This window comes from Polynucleobacter sp. AP-Latsch-80-C2 (assembly GCF_018882185.1).
GTDB lineage: Bacteria > Pseudomonadota > Gammaproteobacteria > Burkholderiales > Burkholderiaceae > Polynucleobacter.
Map to the genome: position 1 here is coordinate 15,557 of NZ_JACVOY010000015.1, position 15,782 is coordinate 31,338.

Annotated in this window: 15 protein-coding genes and 1 tRNA gene; 8 read left to right on the forward strand and 8 right to left on the reverse strand. The window is 44.2% G+C overall.

Going from position 1 to position 15,782, the window contains the following annotated elements; all coding sequences use genetic code 11:
• Both ICN47_RS11955 and ICN47_RS11960 read left to right on the forward strand, forming a co-directional pair.
• Entirely contained in the window at nt 1-1,308 is a 1,308-nt protein-coding gene (locus tag ICN47_RS11955) for a phenylacetate--CoA ligase family protein (protein ID WP_071540415.1), read from the forward strand.
• 40 nt (nt 1,309-1,348) lie between these two features.
• Nucleotides 1,349-2,650 carry a phenylacetate--CoA ligase family protein gene (locus ICN47_RS11960; RefSeq protein WP_155763315.1) on the forward strand — a complete coding sequence of 434 codons (1,302 nt, stop codon included), beginning with the start codon at nt 1,349-1,351 and terminating at the stop codon, nt 2,648-2,650.
• Between the two features lie 77 nt (nt 2,651-2,727).
• Here ICN47_RS11960 and ICN47_RS11965 read toward each other — a convergent pair whose 3' ends face one another.
• The 4 genes from ICN47_RS11965 to ICN47_RS11980 are packed head-to-tail and all read right to left on the reverse strand — an operon-like array spanning nt 2,728 to nt 5,646.
• A complete protein-coding gene (locus ICN47_RS11965; RefSeq protein ID WP_071540417.1) occupies nt 2,728-4,032 on the reverse strand; it encodes a terminase family protein in 1,305 nt (434 codons plus the stop codon).
• A 3-nt stretch (nt 4,033-4,035) separates the two neighbouring features.
• Complete coding sequence (locus tag ICN47_RS11970) at nt 4,036-4,506, reverse strand: hypothetical protein (RefSeq protein ID WP_071540418.1); 471 nt, start codon at nt 4,504-4,506, stop codon at nt 4,036-4,038.
• A gap of 5 nt (nt 4,507-4,511) precedes the next feature.
• Nucleotides 4,512-4,733 (reverse strand): hypothetical protein, encoded by a 222-nt coding sequence (locus tag ICN47_RS11975; protein ID WP_071540419.1) that lies wholly within the window; start codon nt 4,731-4,733, stop codon nt 4,512-4,514.
• A complete protein-coding gene (locus ICN47_RS11980) occupies nt 4,723-5,646 on the reverse strand; it encodes a YdaU family protein (protein ID WP_071540420.1) in 924 nt (307 codons plus the stop codon). Before ICN47_RS11980 ends, ICN47_RS11975 begins: the two co-directional genes overlap by 11 nt.
• 551 nt (nt 5,647-6,197) lie before the next feature.
• On the opposite strand from ICN47_RS11980, the gene ICN47_RS11985 reads away from it, so the two are divergent.
• Nucleotides 6,198-6,407, forward strand: coding sequence for an AlpA family transcriptional regulator (locus ICN47_RS11985; RefSeq protein WP_071540421.1), 210 nt, complete (start codon nt 6,198-6,200; stop codon nt 6,405-6,407).
• Nucleotides 6,408-6,465: 58 nt separating this feature from the next.
• Nucleotides 6,466-6,795 carry a hypothetical protein gene (locus ICN47_RS11990; RefSeq protein ID WP_071540422.1) on the forward strand — a complete coding sequence of 110 codons (330 nt, stop codon included), beginning with the start codon at nt 6,466-6,468 and terminating at the stop codon, nt 6,793-6,795.
• A gap of 85 nt (nt 6,796-6,880) precedes the next feature.
• On the opposite strand, the gene ICN47_RS11995 is transcribed toward ICN47_RS11990, so the two are convergent.
• Together ICN47_RS11995 and ICN47_RS12000 are read right to left on the reverse strand one after the other, a co-directional pair.
• Nucleotides 6,881-6,970 (reverse strand) — tRNA-Ser (locus tag ICN47_RS11995).
• 33 nt (nt 6,971-7,003) lie between these two features.
• On the reverse strand, nt 7,004-8,140 hold the full coding sequence (locus ICN47_RS12000) for an NAD(P)/FAD-dependent oxidoreductase (RefSeq protein ID WP_216220158.1): 1,137 nt from the start codon (nt 8,138-8,140) through the stop codon (nt 7,004-7,006).
• 112 nt (nt 8,141-8,252) lie between these two features.
• Between ICN47_RS12000 and pgi the strand changes: the two genes are divergently transcribed.
• From pgi to ICN47_RS12020, 4 genes are all read left to right on the forward strand, one after another.
• The gene (gene pgi / locus ICN47_RS12005; protein WP_216220159.1) at nt 8,253-9,746 is read left to right on the forward strand and encodes a glucose-6-phosphate isomerase; all 1,494 of its coding nucleotides are present in this window, start codon (nt 8,253-8,255) and stop codon (nt 9,744-9,746) included.
• Nucleotides 9,747-9,833: 87 nt separating this feature from the next.
• Nucleotides 9,834-10,094, forward strand: coding sequence for a PbsX family transcriptional regulator (locus tag ICN47_RS12010; protein ID WP_216220160.1), 261 nt, complete (start codon nt 9,834-9,836; stop codon nt 10,092-10,094).
• Complete coding sequence (locus ICN47_RS12015; protein WP_216220161.1) at nt 10,094-10,462, forward strand: type II toxin-antitoxin system PemK/MazF family toxin; 369 nt, start codon at nt 10,094-10,096, stop codon at nt 10,460-10,462. Before ICN47_RS12010 ends, ICN47_RS12015 begins: the two co-directional genes overlap by 1 nt.
• 18 nt (nt 10,463-10,480) lie before the next feature.
• Nucleotides 10,481-11,866, forward strand: coding sequence for a phosphomannomutase/phosphoglucomutase (locus ICN47_RS12020; protein WP_216220162.1), 1,386 nt, complete (start codon nt 10,481-10,483; stop codon nt 11,864-11,866).
• Between the two features lie 83 nt (nt 11,867-11,949).
• On the opposite strand, the gene ICN47_RS12025 is transcribed toward ICN47_RS12020, so the two are convergent.
• Nucleotides 11,950-12,495, reverse strand: coding sequence for a hypothetical protein (locus ICN47_RS12025; protein ID WP_216220163.1), 546 nt, complete (start codon nt 12,493-12,495; stop codon nt 11,950-11,952).
• 44 nt (nt 12,496-12,539) lie between these two features.
• Nucleotides 12,540-15,782 (reverse strand): autotransporter-associated beta strand repeat-containing protein (locus ICN47_RS12030; protein WP_216220164.1); only part of this gene is annotated, 3,243 nt, incomplete at its 5' end.

Sequence of the window (15,782 nt, forward strand, 5' to 3'; positions counted from 1 at the left end):
TTGAACGGCTTATGGGTCGATGTTCTTGAGCAACGGTTGCAAAGATTTAATCACGTCTTTCAATTAGTCGCGAATCATTCTCCACTTTACAAAACTAAGTATGCTCACCTGAGAGGGCATCAATTTGATTGCCTCGAATCCATTCAGGCCATTCCACTGACTTCACGTGCAGAATTATTAAAGGGCAGTAGCTACCTTCTAACGGGCACTCATCCACAGGGGTATTTTGAGTCGAGCGGGACTAGTGGAAGCATTCTCCATGCATATCCAGATATTTCATTTGAAAAAGCTCAAGCATTTGGAAGCTATTTAGATCTATGGATGGGTTTAACCAGCGCGAAGATTGAAAGTGCAGCTGTTGCGCTCGCCTATGAGATGACGCCGATTGGAATGCGTTTTCAACAAGCATTGCAGTCTTGCGGAGTCATGGTCATACCTACAGGACTTAGATCAACCGTTTGCTCACCACAACGAACTTTAGAAATTATTTGTCGCACCAAACCTCAAGCTATTTTTTCTAGGCCACTCGAGCTATTACGCTATGGAGATGTACTTGAGTCTGAAGGAAAAATAAAAGAGATAGGCGTTCAAAAGCTATTTTATTTAGGCGAAACAATGTCTGAACAAAAATGGAGGCGGATTGAACAAGTTTGGGGAAATGCCGATTTATATGGTCATTATGGTTTAACTGAAGTTGACACCGGACTTCATACCTGCCTCCTTAAAAATTACCATGAACCATTAAATCCATTCGTGCATTTTGAGCTTTTAGATAAAAATCTAAATGAAATATTTAGCAATACAGAAGCTGGTGAGATCGTTATTTCAACACTTCATGACGCTGCTGCACCCCTACTTCGATATCAAACCGGAGACTTGGCAAGGCGAGTTAAGTGTGCATGCGGATCAAAAGCTCCCGCCTATCAAATTCTTGGTCGTAAGCAAGATGGCGTCCAATTTTTGGGACAGACCATATTTCCATATCAGATAGAAAACATTATTTTTAGTATTCCAGAAGTTGGTAACGAATATCAGCTTGTCATTGAAGACAGTGGAGACCTCAGCATCAGAATTGAAAAGGCAATTCGTTGCTCGCTCTCTAAAGCACAGCTAGAGGAAAAGGTGATGCAGGCTATCCCTCATTTTCTTAAACAAATGACGAGTGTAGAAATATATGAATGGGGTGCAATAGCCAATAAGCTAGGCATTGCTAAGAAAAAAGGCGCCCAATTTGTAGATCTACGCGGAACTAAGGTCGAAGATCGATCCAAGGAGCTATGCATCAATGTAATTGATTTCACTTTCTAGCATGTTTTCAACAGGCAATTTATTAACTCGGGGTAATGCAATGGCAGATAAGATCTCCTATGAACTACAAAACTCAACTCTATTAATACAAAGAATTCAAGACCTAGCAAATAAGTCTGCATTCTACAAACGTTTACTAAGACGCGCCTTGCTATTAATTCAGGAGCAAGAATTTAGCCTACAAGAATTACTCGATAAGATCCCGTTTACTTTGAAGGAGGATCTTAGGCGTGGCTACCCAAAGGGTTTTCTAGCATGTCCATGGGAAGAGATAACTGCTTACTTTGAGTCCAGCGGCACTAGCTCTGGATCCATTAATAGCAGCAGGACAATGTCCTTGAAAACAGTCGATGATCTTATTCGAGATCACAAGAGACGTGTCCCAAATTTTTTAGAGGTTGATCGAGGTCAAGTGGCTGTGGTTAATTTACCGTATGCACTTACTAGTTCTGCGCATGGGTTTCACCAAGCCCTTCAGGATAGTGGCGCGGTAATCGTTTCAGTTGATCAAGGTCAGGTTCTATCGAGTTACTCAAGAACTGGCGATCTACTTACCTCACTTGACGCTAGAATTTTGGTTACTTCGAATCCATTTTTACTGCGGGATGTCTACTTGTACGATTCGGGTATAGATTTATTTGAAGCCGCCTCTCTCGAGCACATATTGGTAGTGGGTGTCCCCATTTCCAAAAAAACCCGTCTTGAGGTTAAAGAAAGGTATAGGAAAAACATTCTGCCCTACTACGGTTTAAGTGAATTTGGGGCTGTTGGTGTTCCAGCCTCGGTCGATAAAATGCTGGTTCACGAAGATTTTTATATCGAAATTCACAATCCTGATAGGCCAGAATCACTTACTGGCGAGATTGTAATTTGGGATCTGTATTCTCAGGGCTCTCCACTCATTCGCTATCAAACTGGGGACGTTGGAGAAGTTTCATATCAAATGGTAGATGGGAAAATTCGTTGCTATCTAGAGGTTTACGGCAGGTTAAAAGAGGCCATACCCGATAATGAAAAATACTTATTTCCCGTTGATTTTCAAGACATGCTGGCGGGAGTTCCAGGCGTATCCTCCATTCATCGCATTACCGTTGAAGGTGATGAGAACATAGAAATCACATTTGACATTCAAATTACCGAAGCTAGATTAGCTAGTTCAGCGAAATTAGAGATTGAGAAAAGGGCAAGAGAGCTCACTAACATTCCAATTTTGGTAGTAGCGCATCCTTGGGGCAGCTTATTCAGAGACATTTATTCGCAAGAGCAATTTAGAAGCACTCAAATGGCAAAAACCATGTCATTTCATGACAAGCGCAAGGGGGAATGGCTGGTTACTTACTAGCAGCAAACAGAGGATACCCCCTATCGACTATATCTATCCCGTTTCCCCGGTCATTATGGGCTTTAGCGGCTCATAAATTACTCAGACCTTCTTACTCGCATCACCCCATACCTCGTAGCATCCCAGGCATGATCTTCGGCATCCGTGTCTACGTCTTCGAGGTTTAATGAATCTGGCGGTAATTGTGGGATGGTTCTTAACCAGTGCTTACAGGTTGAGAAGATCTTAAGCCTATCTTCAGCCAGAAGTCGGATGATTTCTTGTGCGCCGTTTACTCTGCTTCTAGGGGCGTTGTAGGCTTCGGTCCATTTCACTCCTTTATCTCTAAAGATCTGACCTATTGACCGCTCAGCACCTATCTTTGAAAAGATGGATGGGTCAGCTAGGTTCATGCGGTATTCGTATCCGAGGCGTTGATCATGAATCTCGATCTTTTTAATCTTGTCCGCGACTACTGTTGCATCTTCTCTGGTGCCCGTGTTTTCTTTATCTCCATATCCATAGAGCTCCCTCCATAGGTAATAGACTCCATCATTAGATAGAGCAAACCAATACACGGCATATGGCCTGGCATACCCCCAATCCATCGAGCGCCATACTTTCCATGTCGGTGGAATAGCAAAGGGCTCTACAACGTGTTTAGAGGGCTGCCATACACCTTCCAAGAAACTTCCCACATGGATATCCCAATCACCTTCTAGCCACGCTCTACGTCTGTTTGGATCACTTAGTGACTCTAGACTCATCAGGTAGTTCGGGTCATTTTTTAGTAGATGAGTGTTCTCATAAATCGTCGAATGTATTCGCACTCTGGGTAACGCGCCCTCCTGCCTAATGATCTGTCCTGCAGGAATAGCTCCAATCTGAAATCTTTCCTTTACTGATGCGTGGCCCACTCCAAATGGATTGCATGTTGCCCTCACCATTCTTGGCATCCCAGGATGAGATGACCGACAAGTGGAATGCATTGCTTCGTAGAACGAGAGGTTGCGCCAGTTAGTGAGCTCCTCGAATCCTAACCAGGGATACTCGTGACCATGGTAATTCCAGTAGTCGTCTTCATTGGCACCATAACGAAAGTACAGCATCTCTCCTGTGGGCCACTTCCACACGTAGTCTGATTCATTGAACTTGGCGCCTGGAAAGATTTGATAGAACCAGCGCTTACTCTTGGCCACTACGTCAGCTAGTTGGGGATAGGTCAATCGAAAGAGTGTGCCGCGCCAATGATCCCCGAAGCCTCTTCCTACGTGTTGGGCATAGCTCATTAACAAGGTATCGGTCTTACCCCCACCCCTGGTGCCCTCTAGCAATACTTCATACACAGGACATGTCAGAAACAGGGTTTGGCTACCAGGCAATGGTGCCCAGATGGTTTTCATGGGCTAGTGTTTTGGCTGGGCAGCTTGCTCCCACTCATCCATGCTCATGGCGCTTGGCACGACTAGGACTCCACTTTGTAGAGGTGCGCCATCCTTACCGGTGTGCTCAATAGCCGATAAGCGAGGATGGACATAAGGCGCCGCATGTCTAGCGATGGTAGCAGCCATGTTCAGTAACTTGATGCGGTTCTCCGTGATCATGGTGCCACGACCATCATCATGTTCGTTAGCCTTATCAACATGGTCATGATGCTGATTACTTTCGCGACTGCAATTACCCGCCTCCTTGTAAAGCGCCATCATCGTGCTCATCATGACTTCCAAGGGTGTAATGCCCTGGGCAGTAGCTACCTCAGCAATCTCACGGGTACGCTTGGTTAGGCTGCCCTCCTTGCGTCCTGCACCTGCTCTTGCCCCTCCTTTGCTTTTGGATGGAGTGGGCTTCTTTGATTTCTTTTGATTATTTTCAATCATGAAGCTTAGACCAGAATTAAAAGATGGGGTTGCAATGCTACTGAATCACCAATTGGCTCATCAAACTCAATGATGATTCTTTGGAATAAGTCATGACGGCTTTGGGCTCCACGATGTTTGACCACGATGCCTACGCGCCCACTCGGAGTCTTTACCTTTGATCCGATGGGAAAGTCTTCCATGTCTAAGCGATCAATGACGCCCGCAATGGCTTGATTAGTTTGCATTGGATGCCTCCTGGCGTTTACGTAGTTCGACAAAGATTCTGGTTTTGAAGGATTCGTAGCTTTCAGAGCCTTGGGCCTTCATCGAGAGCTCCCTGCCTTTGGTGTCTATGCCCTCATTGGTTTTCCACCAAGCGTCTTCATCGGCTTTGGCGGTTTCTATTTTTTTGCGCGCCCCTTTCAGAATTGCGAGAACATAGCCCGCATTGATGGGGGTTGGGTTTGAGACCTTCATGCGCGTTTCCTTGGCGGTGGCAATAGCTTCGGCTACCTCAGCTTCGGTTACCCCAAGATTGACAATGTCCCGGATGCGATAGTCATCTACGGCAATGGCCCGACCCTCCTTGCTGATCATTGCTGCAAAGCTTTTGTATTTTTCGATGCGCTCTTGAAAAAGTTTTTCTTCGTCAGTTGGCATGGGTGGTCCTTGGGGAATTTTTTCCTTTTCACCCCCATTGTTTTGTTTGCCTGGTGTATGGAGATTGGTTACTGGTGACTGGTGCTTGGTGTCTGGTGAGTATTGCGTTCGCAATGCGATCGCATTGCGAACGCATCCGATATTTGGGGTAATTTCCGGTTGTAAATCCTCTGCTGGAAATGATTGCCACCTCCCTTCTGCGCTTCGCCTGGCTTTGATCTGCTTATCTTTGAAGCGGGCTATTTCATGGTCACAGCGCTCTTGTCTCCAGCCATCATCACTGAGGGTAAAAAATTCATTGAGGACCGAGACAACTGCATTTTTTTCTTCTTTAGATCGTGCGTTGATCAATCTTTGCACGAGCTTTACATCGATCGGTAGCGGCTTTTCTGTAGCGTAGTACTTTCTGATGAGGCGACTGTAAGTGGCATCTTCTATGAATGTCAGATGCGCGGTCGCTTCAGCGTAATCTCCAATGTGATGCTCGTAGTAATTCATATCAATTTGTCTCCGTGTAGTTCTTTTTCTTGCGTGCAATATTCTTTGCAAGAGATGAATCTAACAATCGGAAAGCGTATCGTCAAACGTGTTTTTTCTGAATTTTTCTTTAATTTATTTATCTATCAAATGTTTGTAATCCTTCTTTAAAAAATTCGTAAGAATTTATTTTGAGGTTCGATGTATTGATTGATCTATGTGTGTCCACTGCTCTCTTTAAGCTATCAGAATTTACTGACAGCTCTGTAGCCATTTATTTATATGACTTGTGTCACTTCTATGAATAAATATTTTTTTGTAGTCAAAAAATAATATGCGTCTTCAAAGTGGGTATTGACATTTGATTGACCACCAAAATTTCATTGACTACATTGCACTTCAGTAGCACACAAAATGATTCTTAACAAAACACAATAGGAGATTAAATTTCATGGTTGCATTTCGCTTGTACAGCCTGTATCGATCATATGGATACACAAAAATGAGTTCTGCAAAGATGGCGTTGCAGGTTTATCGTAAAAACTTAAAGCGCGCCCACTAAGGAGATGATGATGAGTCAATCCAACCCTCAAATTCCACCTATTACTTTGATGAGAATTCCACAAATCCTAAAGGTGATGCCGGTATCGAAATCTAAGTTTTGGTTGATGGTTCAGAGAGGTGAGTTTCCAAAACCAATAAAGATTGGTCGATCATCTTTCTGGACAATCGAACAAGTACAAGCATTTATTCGAGAGCGGTCTGCACAATCCACCAATTGAATGATGGGTATCCCCTGAGGGTAAGCTAACAATCCTACGGAAAACTCAGGGGATGACTATGGAAGCAATCAACTTATCGAAATCATTTAGCGTTGATGTTTACAGCGACTTTAGAAGGAGCAAACAGAGCCCCTGGGTACGCATTGGGGAGTTTGACAACCTGGACGACGCAATCGAAGCATGCAAGAAGGTTGTGGACGACTTTCTTCAATCCCCCATCAACGCATTTATAGGCTCTGAACGGCTCAGAACTGCTTTTTTGAGCTATGGGGATGTTCCAGTCATTAACGGCGTCGAGAACCTACGCTCCTTTGATATTTACGAGTATCTTGCCAAGCGTTGCGGGGAAGTTTCCCACCCATCTATATCCAACTCAATCCAAATCTAGACAATGTTTTGCTGGTGGGTAGAGTGGTGGGTAGAGGAGCCCCAAAAACAAAGAGCCCCATGTTTAGGGGCTCTGCTGTCGTATATGGCGGAAGAGGTGAGATTCGAACTCACGGAGGACTTTCATCCTCGCCAGTTTTCAAGACTGGTGCATTCAACCGCTCTGCCACTCTTCCATTACAGACCCTTAGTTGGGGTAGCTGGTCAAATTATAAAGAATTTTTGATAAGACGCTCTAAATGCCTGGCAATAGCAAGGCTAGAGGTTAATCCAGGGGATTCGAAACCATATAAATTGTATAAACCGTGGAGACCGTGATCTTGTGGCCCGTTGAAGCAAAAGTCCCCTGGTGGCGCATTAGGTGGCACAATTTTTGCCCTAACCCCTGAATAATCCGGCTGAAGACTGCCGTCTTTTAACCCTGGCCAGTACCGTCTCACGGCTTCATAGAAACCATCACCTCTGGATGGGTCCACGGTGTAATCAATTTGCCCTTCACCCTCAATATCCAACCACTCTACGTCAGGACCAAATTTAGCCTGGCCACCCATATCGAGTGTTAAATGCACCCCTAAACCACCTGGTTCAGGAATGGGATAAATCAAATGATTAAATGGTGACTTCCCGGAAAGAGAGAAATAGTTTCCTTTAGCAAAGTGCGCTTTAGGAATCTGATCAGCGGCAAGGCCTTCAATCTTTTGTGCAATGGCAGGCGCGCTCACGCCGGCGCAATTGATTAGCAAACGCGTTTGAATTTGCATTCCATCAGCACCGCCAATTTCGAGAATAAATCCCTCGCTGGCATTGTCACCAACAGGCCTGGCGCTCATGAGTGGTGATTGATAGGCCAGCATGCCGCCAGCATCTTCAAAGCCGCCTAATAAAGACAGCATGTAACCATGACTATCCACAATGCCCGTGGATGAAGACAGTATTGCAGCCGAACAATGAAGTTGTGGCTCTAAAGCTTTTGCCTCAACACCAGAGATCATCTTGATATCGGGTACTTGATTGTTTTGTGCTTTATACAGAATTGCCTGAAGATCATTGATCTGGGTATCGTCACTAGCAACTATTAACTTGCCATAAGGCTGGGTAGATACTTGATGGGTTCGGCAGTATTCATATAAAAGGCGATTGCCCTCTACGCAGAGTTTTGCCTTTAATGAGTCCTTGGGGTAATAGATCCCAGCATGAATTACCTCGCTATTGCGGGCGCTGCTAATGGTGCCAAAAGCACTTTCACGCTCTAAAAGGATGGTTTCTCGACCCTGGAGTGCCATCTCGCGCGCAACGGCCAATCCAATCACCCCCGCACCTATAACGACACAATCTACCTGCTCCATCTACTTGTCCCAGACGTTTTTATTAGTATGAATAGGCATAAATCGTAACATTTTCAGTGCTTTAAGGTGGATTTGGGCTCTTTACACCTCTACTTATTGATAAAATCCCTAGATGTCTTTAAATACCGCTACAGAGAACCCGAAATCCGTCTTTCGTGCTGCAGATATCGTTTTAGATAGCGCATACCAAGGTATCGACGCCCAAGCTTGGCAATCTCTCTTTGCTCAAGCCCGCACTGCAAAAGTGCAAGAGTTTATTGCTGATCTTTTTGCTGGCAAACACGTGAATCAGTCGGAAGATCGCCCTGCCTTGCATTCAGCTCTACGTAATCTCGATCAAAAACCCGTTTTAGTAGATGGCAAAGATGTGATGCCTGCAGTAGCTGACGTTTGGCATCGTATTGAAGCGCTTTGCAATAAATGGGTAGGTATCACGGATGTGATTCACATTGGTATTGGCGGCTCAGACTTTGGACCACGCCTAGCCATTGAGGCTCTTGCACACGTTCCCAATATTGAGAGTCGTGGCATGCGGATGCACTTCTTAGCCAATATTGATACTGCTGAATTAGGTCGTATCTTACAACGCGCCTTACCTCACAGTACGCGCGTCATCATCGTCTCTAAATCATTTACGACTTTAGAGACTACCAAGAATGCGAAAGCAGTTGTACGCTGGCTCAAAGACAGTGGTCGTACTGAAAGCCAAATTAACAACGCGCTCTTTGCAGTAACTGCCAATGTGCCAGCTGCTAAAGAGTTTGGCGTCAAGGAAGAAAACATATACCCTTTCTGGGATTGGGTCGGTGGACGTTATTCAGTATGGTCTGCAGTAGGCCTTCCAATTGCCTTGCAATACGGCTTTGAAACCTTTAAAGAATTCTTAGCGGGTGCGCAGGCAATTGATCAGCACTATCAATCAGCCCCTTTGGAAGAAAACCTTCCGATCATCATGGCGCTCACCTTGCTGTATCAGCAAGAAAAGCATGACATTAAATCCTTTGCTGTGATCCCGTATGCAGATGCCTTGGATTGGTTTCCTAAATGGTTACAGCAGCTCGATATGGAAAGTAACGGTAAGAGTGTTGACCGCGACGGTAAACCGGTGATGTTCTCTTGCCCAGTCGTGTTTGGTAGCTCCGGAAGCAATGCACAGCATTCTTACTTTCAGCTACTTCACCAAGGCACAGAGGTCATTCCGATTGACTTTATTGCAATCCGTGAACCGATGAGTCATTTGCCTGAAGCCAAAGAGCATCATCGTATTTTGCTGTCCAATTGCTTGGCACAAGCTCAAGCATTAGCGAACGGGAAACAAACGGACAATCCGAACAATACCTATCCTGGTAAGCGTCCAAGCAACCTGTTGATACTGCCTAAGTTAAATGCGTTTTATCTTGGGGCTCTGCTGGCACTCTATGAGAATCGTGCGACCACTTTAGGTGCACTTTGGAATATCAACAGCTTTGACCAGCCTGGCGTTGAGCTTGGCAAGGTATTAGCAAAACCCATTGAAGCAGCCCTCAAAGATTCTGCTTCAGTAGCTGCAGATGCCAATATCGATGCGATTACTGCACAGCGTATTAACCTGTTTAATCAACCCTAAAAGATTAACCATCAAATTCTGGCTGCATTTGACTTTTTTCACTATATGTTTATACTTGTTTAAACATAATATTTAGAGGGGGTTAAAATGGCTCCAGCACTAAAAGTAGAGCAAACAGTACAAGAATGGGGCAATGGCTTAGGGGTTAGGATCACCTCTCCAGTTGCTAAGGCGGCCCACTTATCACAAGGGGTTCCTATTTCTGTAGAGGTCGTTAAGAATGGGGTGCTTCTCAGAGTAGTAGGCAAACCTAAGCTTAGCCTTAATCAAAAATTGAAGGCCTTTGATCCAGAAAAACATAGTGGCGAAGTTATGGCAACAATAGCGGCAGGGAAAGAAATTATTTAATGGTGGAAAAATTAAAGTCGTGGGCTCCTGAACGTAGGGACATGATTTGGATTAACTTTAATCCACAAACTGGAAATGAAATGAAAGATGAGCATCCAATGCTTGTCATTTCACCAAAAACTTTTAATGAAAGAACTGGTATTGTTATTGGGCTTCCAATGACACATGCTAAATCTAATGAAACCAATCCATTTGCGATTAAATTCTCAGTTGGTCGCGGTGAACCAGTTTATATATTGACTCACCAACCTAAATCATTTGATTGGCGCCTGCGATCAGCCAGGCCACATCCATGGAAAACCTTGCCTGCCCACCTATTTCAAGAGGCTTGCGAAGGATTAAATTCAATTATCGAAATTGCTCACTAATAAATACTGGAATCTAAAGTGCAACTATCTCCCTCTATATTTAAAGCCTATGACATCCGCGGCATCATTGATGAGACATTAGATCCGTCGATCGCCAAACTCATTGGCCAAGCCTTTGGTACTGAAATGCGTGAACTTGGTGAAACAGAGATTGCGATCGGTCGTGATGGTCGCCTCTCTGGTCCTAGTTTGATTGAAGCCTTAACTGAAGGCCTGCTTTCTACTGGCATTAATGTGATCGACTTAGGCATGGTTGCTACGCCAATGGTGTACTTTGGTGCCAATCAAGTATTGGATGGCAAAAAGCCAAAGTCAGGCATCATGATTACTGGCAGCCATAACCCACCAAACTACAACGGCTTCAAGATGGTTTTGGGCGGCGCTGCTATTTACGGCGATCAAATTCAAGCTTTACGTAAACGCATTGAAGCAAAGCAATTTGCCAGTGGTCAGGGTTCGCGTTCGACCTTTGATATCTTCCCAATGTATTTAAAGCACATTGTCGGCGATGTAAAGTTGGCTCGACCAATGAAGATTGTGGTGGATTGCGGCAATGGTGTTGGTGGTGCATTTGCAGGTCAACTCTTCAGAGCTTTGGGTTGTGAAGTGCAAGAACTCTTTTGTGAAGTCGATGGCCATTTTCCGAATCACCATCCAGATCCCGCGCATTTGGAGAACTTGCAAGATCTCATTAAGAACTTACAAACTACGGATAACGAGCTGGGTTTAGCGTTTGATGGCGATGCTGACCGTTTAGGCGTTGTGACTAAAGATGGTCAGGTGATTTTCCCGGATCGTCAAATGATGCTGTTTGCTAAAGACGTTCTCTCACGCAATCCTGGCGGTCAAATCATTTATGACGTTAAGTGCACCCGCAACTTAGCGACCTGGGTTAAGCAACATGGTGGCGAGCCCCTCATGTGGAAAACCGGTCACTCCTTAGTTAAAGCAAAGCTCAAGGAAACTGGCGCTCCTTTAGCCGGCGAGATGAGCGGTCATATCTTCTTTAAAGACCGCTGGTTTGGTTTTGATGATGGCCTTTATACCGGTGCCCGCTTGTTAGAGATTCTTAGTAAAGAAAAGGATCCGAATAAGACCCTTAATGATTTACCGAATGCTACTTGCACGCCTGAGCTCCAGCTTGCCTGTGCTGAAGGTGAACCCTTTGCCATTCTGGAAAAGATTAAGGCTAACGCCAAGTTCCCTACTTCTGAGGCAATCAACACCATTGATGGAGTACGTGTTGAGTATGCAGATGGCTTTGGTTTAGCTAGACCGTCCAATACAACACCGGTTGTAGTGATGCGCTTTGAGGCCGATAGTGATGAAGCGATTCAACGTATTCAGGCTGAATTTAAGGCGGCCTTGCTAGCTGCTAAGCCGGATGCAAAACTGCCGTTCTAAGATAATAGAGAAGTAAGCAGTTCAAATAAAAAACCACCCTCAGAGGTAGTTTTTTATTTGCCCAGAAGATTATGAATCTTGTTTTAGTGAATGGTACTTGAGCTAACAGGAATATCAATCGAGACAGAACCGCTCGTTTCAGGTGCACTAGCTGCAATAACCGCCCTTCCCCATGAAGCCTGATCACAGAGATTCTCAAGCAGCACTCGCATCGCAATTAACATGGGCTTAGGAAGTTTTAAATTGATGCTCTGATCTTTGCCTAAGATAAAGTCGATTGAGAATGCTTGCTCTCCTCCTGCCTCAGGTTCAGCAATTCCGCAGGTAACGTCCAATACCAAGATGGGAGATTGACCTAATGGGAATGTCTCACCGGACTCAAACTCTGGACCCTTCATATCGGAGCTAATGAGATTTTTCTTCTCAAAATCAGCAACCGCTTTAGCGGTCGCTGGATCATGTTTTTGCTCTAGAACTTTCTCAACCAAATGTTCAGACGCAGCCAGAATGAATAAAGCTACACGTCTTGTGAGTAGGAAGCCAAATTCTGTCTTTTCTTCAGTGTTGATCCTAAACAGGATTCGATCATCTTGAAGAAGATAGGTGGCGTTGAGTTGTTTAATCGACATAAGGTAACTATAGCCCAAGAAAATTATTTCCTGTAATTCGCCTGCTACCGAGAGGAAATTCTTACGGTAACCTTAGCGCTAGCTTGGTTGCCAGCCTTATCTCTTGCCATAATCGAAATATCGTAGCTTGGTAGAGCGTCAATCGGCGCTACACCACTAAAGCTTAACTGAACTGGATTAAATTTCATCCAGGAAGGCAATGCAGATCCATCTACTTGTTTGGCTTCGTATTCCATAGCCGTACCTGGCACGCTATGGATAAATATGTTGGCAGGAAGCTGGTATACGAAAGAGCTACCTTTTGCCACTTCTTTTGGGGTCTGATCTTGGGCCAAGATATAAGCAGAGCTGATTGATGATTTCTCTGTTATTGTGCCAACTCCGCCTGCTACAACATTGGATGAAGTAACGCCAACGCTCGGGCTTAGAGAAATATTCTTGGCTGAATCAATTGTCTCCACCATAGTAACCGATACATTTGCGACTGAAGTAACTGCAGGCCTATATACGGTAAAGTTATTATTTTGAGAAATATCTTGCATGATAGTACCTGCATTGGTAGTTGGAGTACCTGAAGCAGCCTCTTTCTCCTTACTTACAGGCTCAATAACTGGAGAAATACTAATTTGAGAGTTTGCAACTGGATTGCTACCACTCTCATTACCATTTCCCGAAGATCCATCAGATGAAGGGCTTGGTGTTACCGGTGTATAGGCTGCTGTTATGGTTGCATTCCATGTGCCATTAAGCTCAGATACTTTAATATTTGTTGCGCCTTTAATGGCAATGTAATTTGATACAACTACCGGCGTTGGATTGAGCTCTCCACGAATGTAGATATAACCAGGGTAATCAGGATCAACTGGATTCACAGTGAAATTAATGAGCCCGTCAATGTCTGAAATCGTAAAATTAATAGTACCGCCAGTACTGGCTGGCAATATCGACATCGAATTAGCAGAGTAACTTTGATTGGTATAAGTAATTACACCCAATCCGGTAATCGTAATTTCACCAGCATAAGTAGATCCAGTCTTTTTAGTTGCTACATTTAGGCCATATAAAGGTACGTTATTACCTATTGAATTACTAAATGTTATTGCAGGATCTAGGCTGGATACATCCGATATAGCCAAAGTAATTAAGGTATGAGTATCTTTGACTGTGTCATCAATCGTGCCATTAAAGGTTACGCTAGGATCACGCGAAACCAATGTTCTCACATAATTAGGTGAGAGATACTTAATTAATAAGCCTTTGGTTGTATCGGTAAAGATAGAATTAAATTGCCCAAATAAAAACCCTTGGGCAATAGCCTGGCCAATATAGCTCGCATCTCCGATATATGAGCTACCAGTATAGGCTTGGGTACCTGAAGTTAAAGTATCAGCCAGCAAATTAATGCGATTTGCCGTAACGGAGAAATTATTTAATGGGGCGTTAGATCCATTACTTCCTGCCAAGGTCACAATTCCAGCTGAAGCATTTGAAATAATATTAAGAGACTGAACATTCGAATTCAGGCCATCAATCGTTCCAAGCATTTCGATATTACCGCCAGTAGACGTGAGTGTTACTAAAGTTCCACTAGCTGGGGCTACTACTACATCCTGATAGGACTGATTTCCGATGGACTTAATGTCCCCCACAAGCTTAATGGCACCAGTTACAGTAATGCCTGTATTCAGAATAGTTGATGCAAGAGCGCTATCTGCACCAAGAGAGCCATTTGTGGAGGTGATGACTCCATTGCTCAATGCCCCAGCGCTAACGCCATATTTCAGGATTGAGTTACTAATGGTAATGCCACCGGTAAAGCTATTGTTACCAGCAAGAGTTAAAGTTCCACCGCTAATAACCAATGAACCTGTACCACTGATTGCGCCATAGAAAATTCCTGAGGCATTAGTAATATTAAGTCGATCCCCACCAATCAAAATTTGTCCTAATCCAGGGTTGCTACTAGAAATTGTTTTAGCGGAAACTGTGCCTCCTAAATTAGAAATATCTAGGATGCCGTCAACTATAACGCCGCTTGAATTGCTTACAGAGCTACTACCACTAATGATTAAAGTTCCTGCATGGATCGTAGTTACCCCGGTGTAACTACTATTTCCAGAGATAACCCATGTGCCAACCCCATCTTTGTAGAGACTGCTTGAATAGGAGCCACTGTCAGTTAGAACAGCAGCTAAAGAATTATTTCCCGTATTGCTACCAGCTAGGGTTAAGGTATGGGCGCCAGATCCAGATAGACCAATATTACCCGTATTGTTTAGAGCTAAAATTCCCGTGCCGGATGCATTGATTGTTCCACCATTAGTGGTAATAGTAATTAAACGATCGCTAGCAGTTGTTGCACCAGTATATTTAAGCGTACCGCCATCAAGTATGATATTTGCAGCACCGTTACCTGCCTGGCCAATACCACTTGCAGAACCTCCGTTGCCTAAGTTTGTAATTTCAATTGTTGCTCCACTACTGACAGTGGTTACACCAGTATAGGTATTGAGATTAGTAAGGGATAAGCTACCACCCGTTACATTTAATCCTACTGTTCCTGAGCCAGTGCTGTGGTCGATAATTAAGCCTGCGTAATTCGTGGTTCCACCCGCAACCGTAAGCACTGAATTGCTTGCGCTTTGATTATTCAAGATAGTGTTGCCACTAGTACCAGTTAGTGAAGCAAAGACATTAGAGTAGCCATGTAGATCTAATATGGCTGTACCAGACATAACTAATGCCGAGCTACTTGAAATCACATTATTTCCGCCGAGTAATACCGTGCCATTACTAATCGTTGTTGTTCCAGCATAAGTATTGGATCCTGTAAGTGTAAATACACCGGAGCCTTGTTTTACTAAGGAACCATTACTAATAACACCTGCAAAGGTCGCACTAGAGCCGTCGCCAACAGTTAAGGTATTGGTACCTAAATTCACTAAACTGCCAGATACTCCAGTCAATGAAGCAATTATTTCTGAATTATTTAGCAATAAAGTTGCGCCTGACGCAGTTAGACTTACAGCAACCGTATCGACAATTGCAGCCCCATTAGAGAGTGCTAAAGTACCGCCGTTGACGGTGGTAGCACCAGTGTAGGTGTTAGCACCTGACAGAGTGAGGATACCTACTCCTGCCTTCGTTAAGGTCACACCGGTACCTGCAATGATGCCGTCAATCGAACCAGCACCACTATTGGTAATCGAGATGGCGCTACTGCTAGCTAAGGTAATCGCATGGGCAGTTAAGGTTGCTGTATTAATGGTGAGGCCAGTTAATGGTGT

Excerpts from the sequence above, each read along its gene's own strand:
- ICN47_RS11960 (WP_155763315.1), top strand. The coding sequence starts at position 1,349 with ATGGCAGATAAGATCTCCTATGAACTACAAAACTCAACTCTATTAATA.
- ICN47_RS11965 (WP_071540417.1), bottom strand. The coding sequence starts at position 4,032 with ATGAAAACCATCTGGGCACCATTGCCTGGTAGCCAAACCCTGTTTCTG.
- ICN47_RS11970 (WP_071540418.1), bottom strand. The coding sequence starts at position 4,506 with ATGATTGAAAATAATCAAAAGAAATCAAAGAAGCCCACTCCATCCAAA.
- ICN47_RS11975 (WP_071540419.1), bottom strand. The coding sequence starts at position 4,733 with ATGCAAACTAATCAAGCCATTGCGGGCGTCATTGATCGCTTAGACATG.
- ICN47_RS11980 (WP_071540420.1), bottom strand. The coding sequence starts at position 5,646 with ATGAATTACTACGAGCATCACATTGGAGATTACGCTGAAGCGACCGCG.
- ICN47_RS11985 (WP_071540421.1), top strand. The coding sequence starts at position 6,198 with ATGAGTCAATCCAACCCTCAAATTCCACCTATTACTTTGATGAGAATT.
- ICN47_RS11990 (WP_071540422.1), top strand. The coding sequence starts at position 6,466 with ATGGAAGCAATCAACTTATCGAAATCATTTAGCGTTGATGTTTACAGC.
- ICN47_RS12000 (WP_216220158.1), bottom strand. The coding sequence starts at position 8,140 with ATGGAGCAGGTAGATTGTGTCGTTATAGGTGCGGGGGTGATTGGATTG.
- pgi (WP_216220159.1), top strand. The coding sequence starts at position 8,253 with ATGTCTTTAAATACCGCTACAGAGAACCCGAAATCCGTCTTTCGTGCT.
- ICN47_RS12010 (WP_216220160.1), top strand. The coding sequence starts at position 9,834 with ATGGCTCCAGCACTAAAAGTAGAGCAAACAGTACAAGAATGGGGCAAT.
- ICN47_RS12015 (WP_216220161.1), top strand. The coding sequence starts at position 10,094 with ATGGTGGAAAAATTAAAGTCGTGGGCTCCTGAACGTAGGGACATGATT.
- ICN47_RS12025 (WP_216220163.1), bottom strand. The coding sequence starts at position 12,495 with ATGTCGATTAAACAACTCAACGCCACCTATCTTCTTCAAGATGATCGA.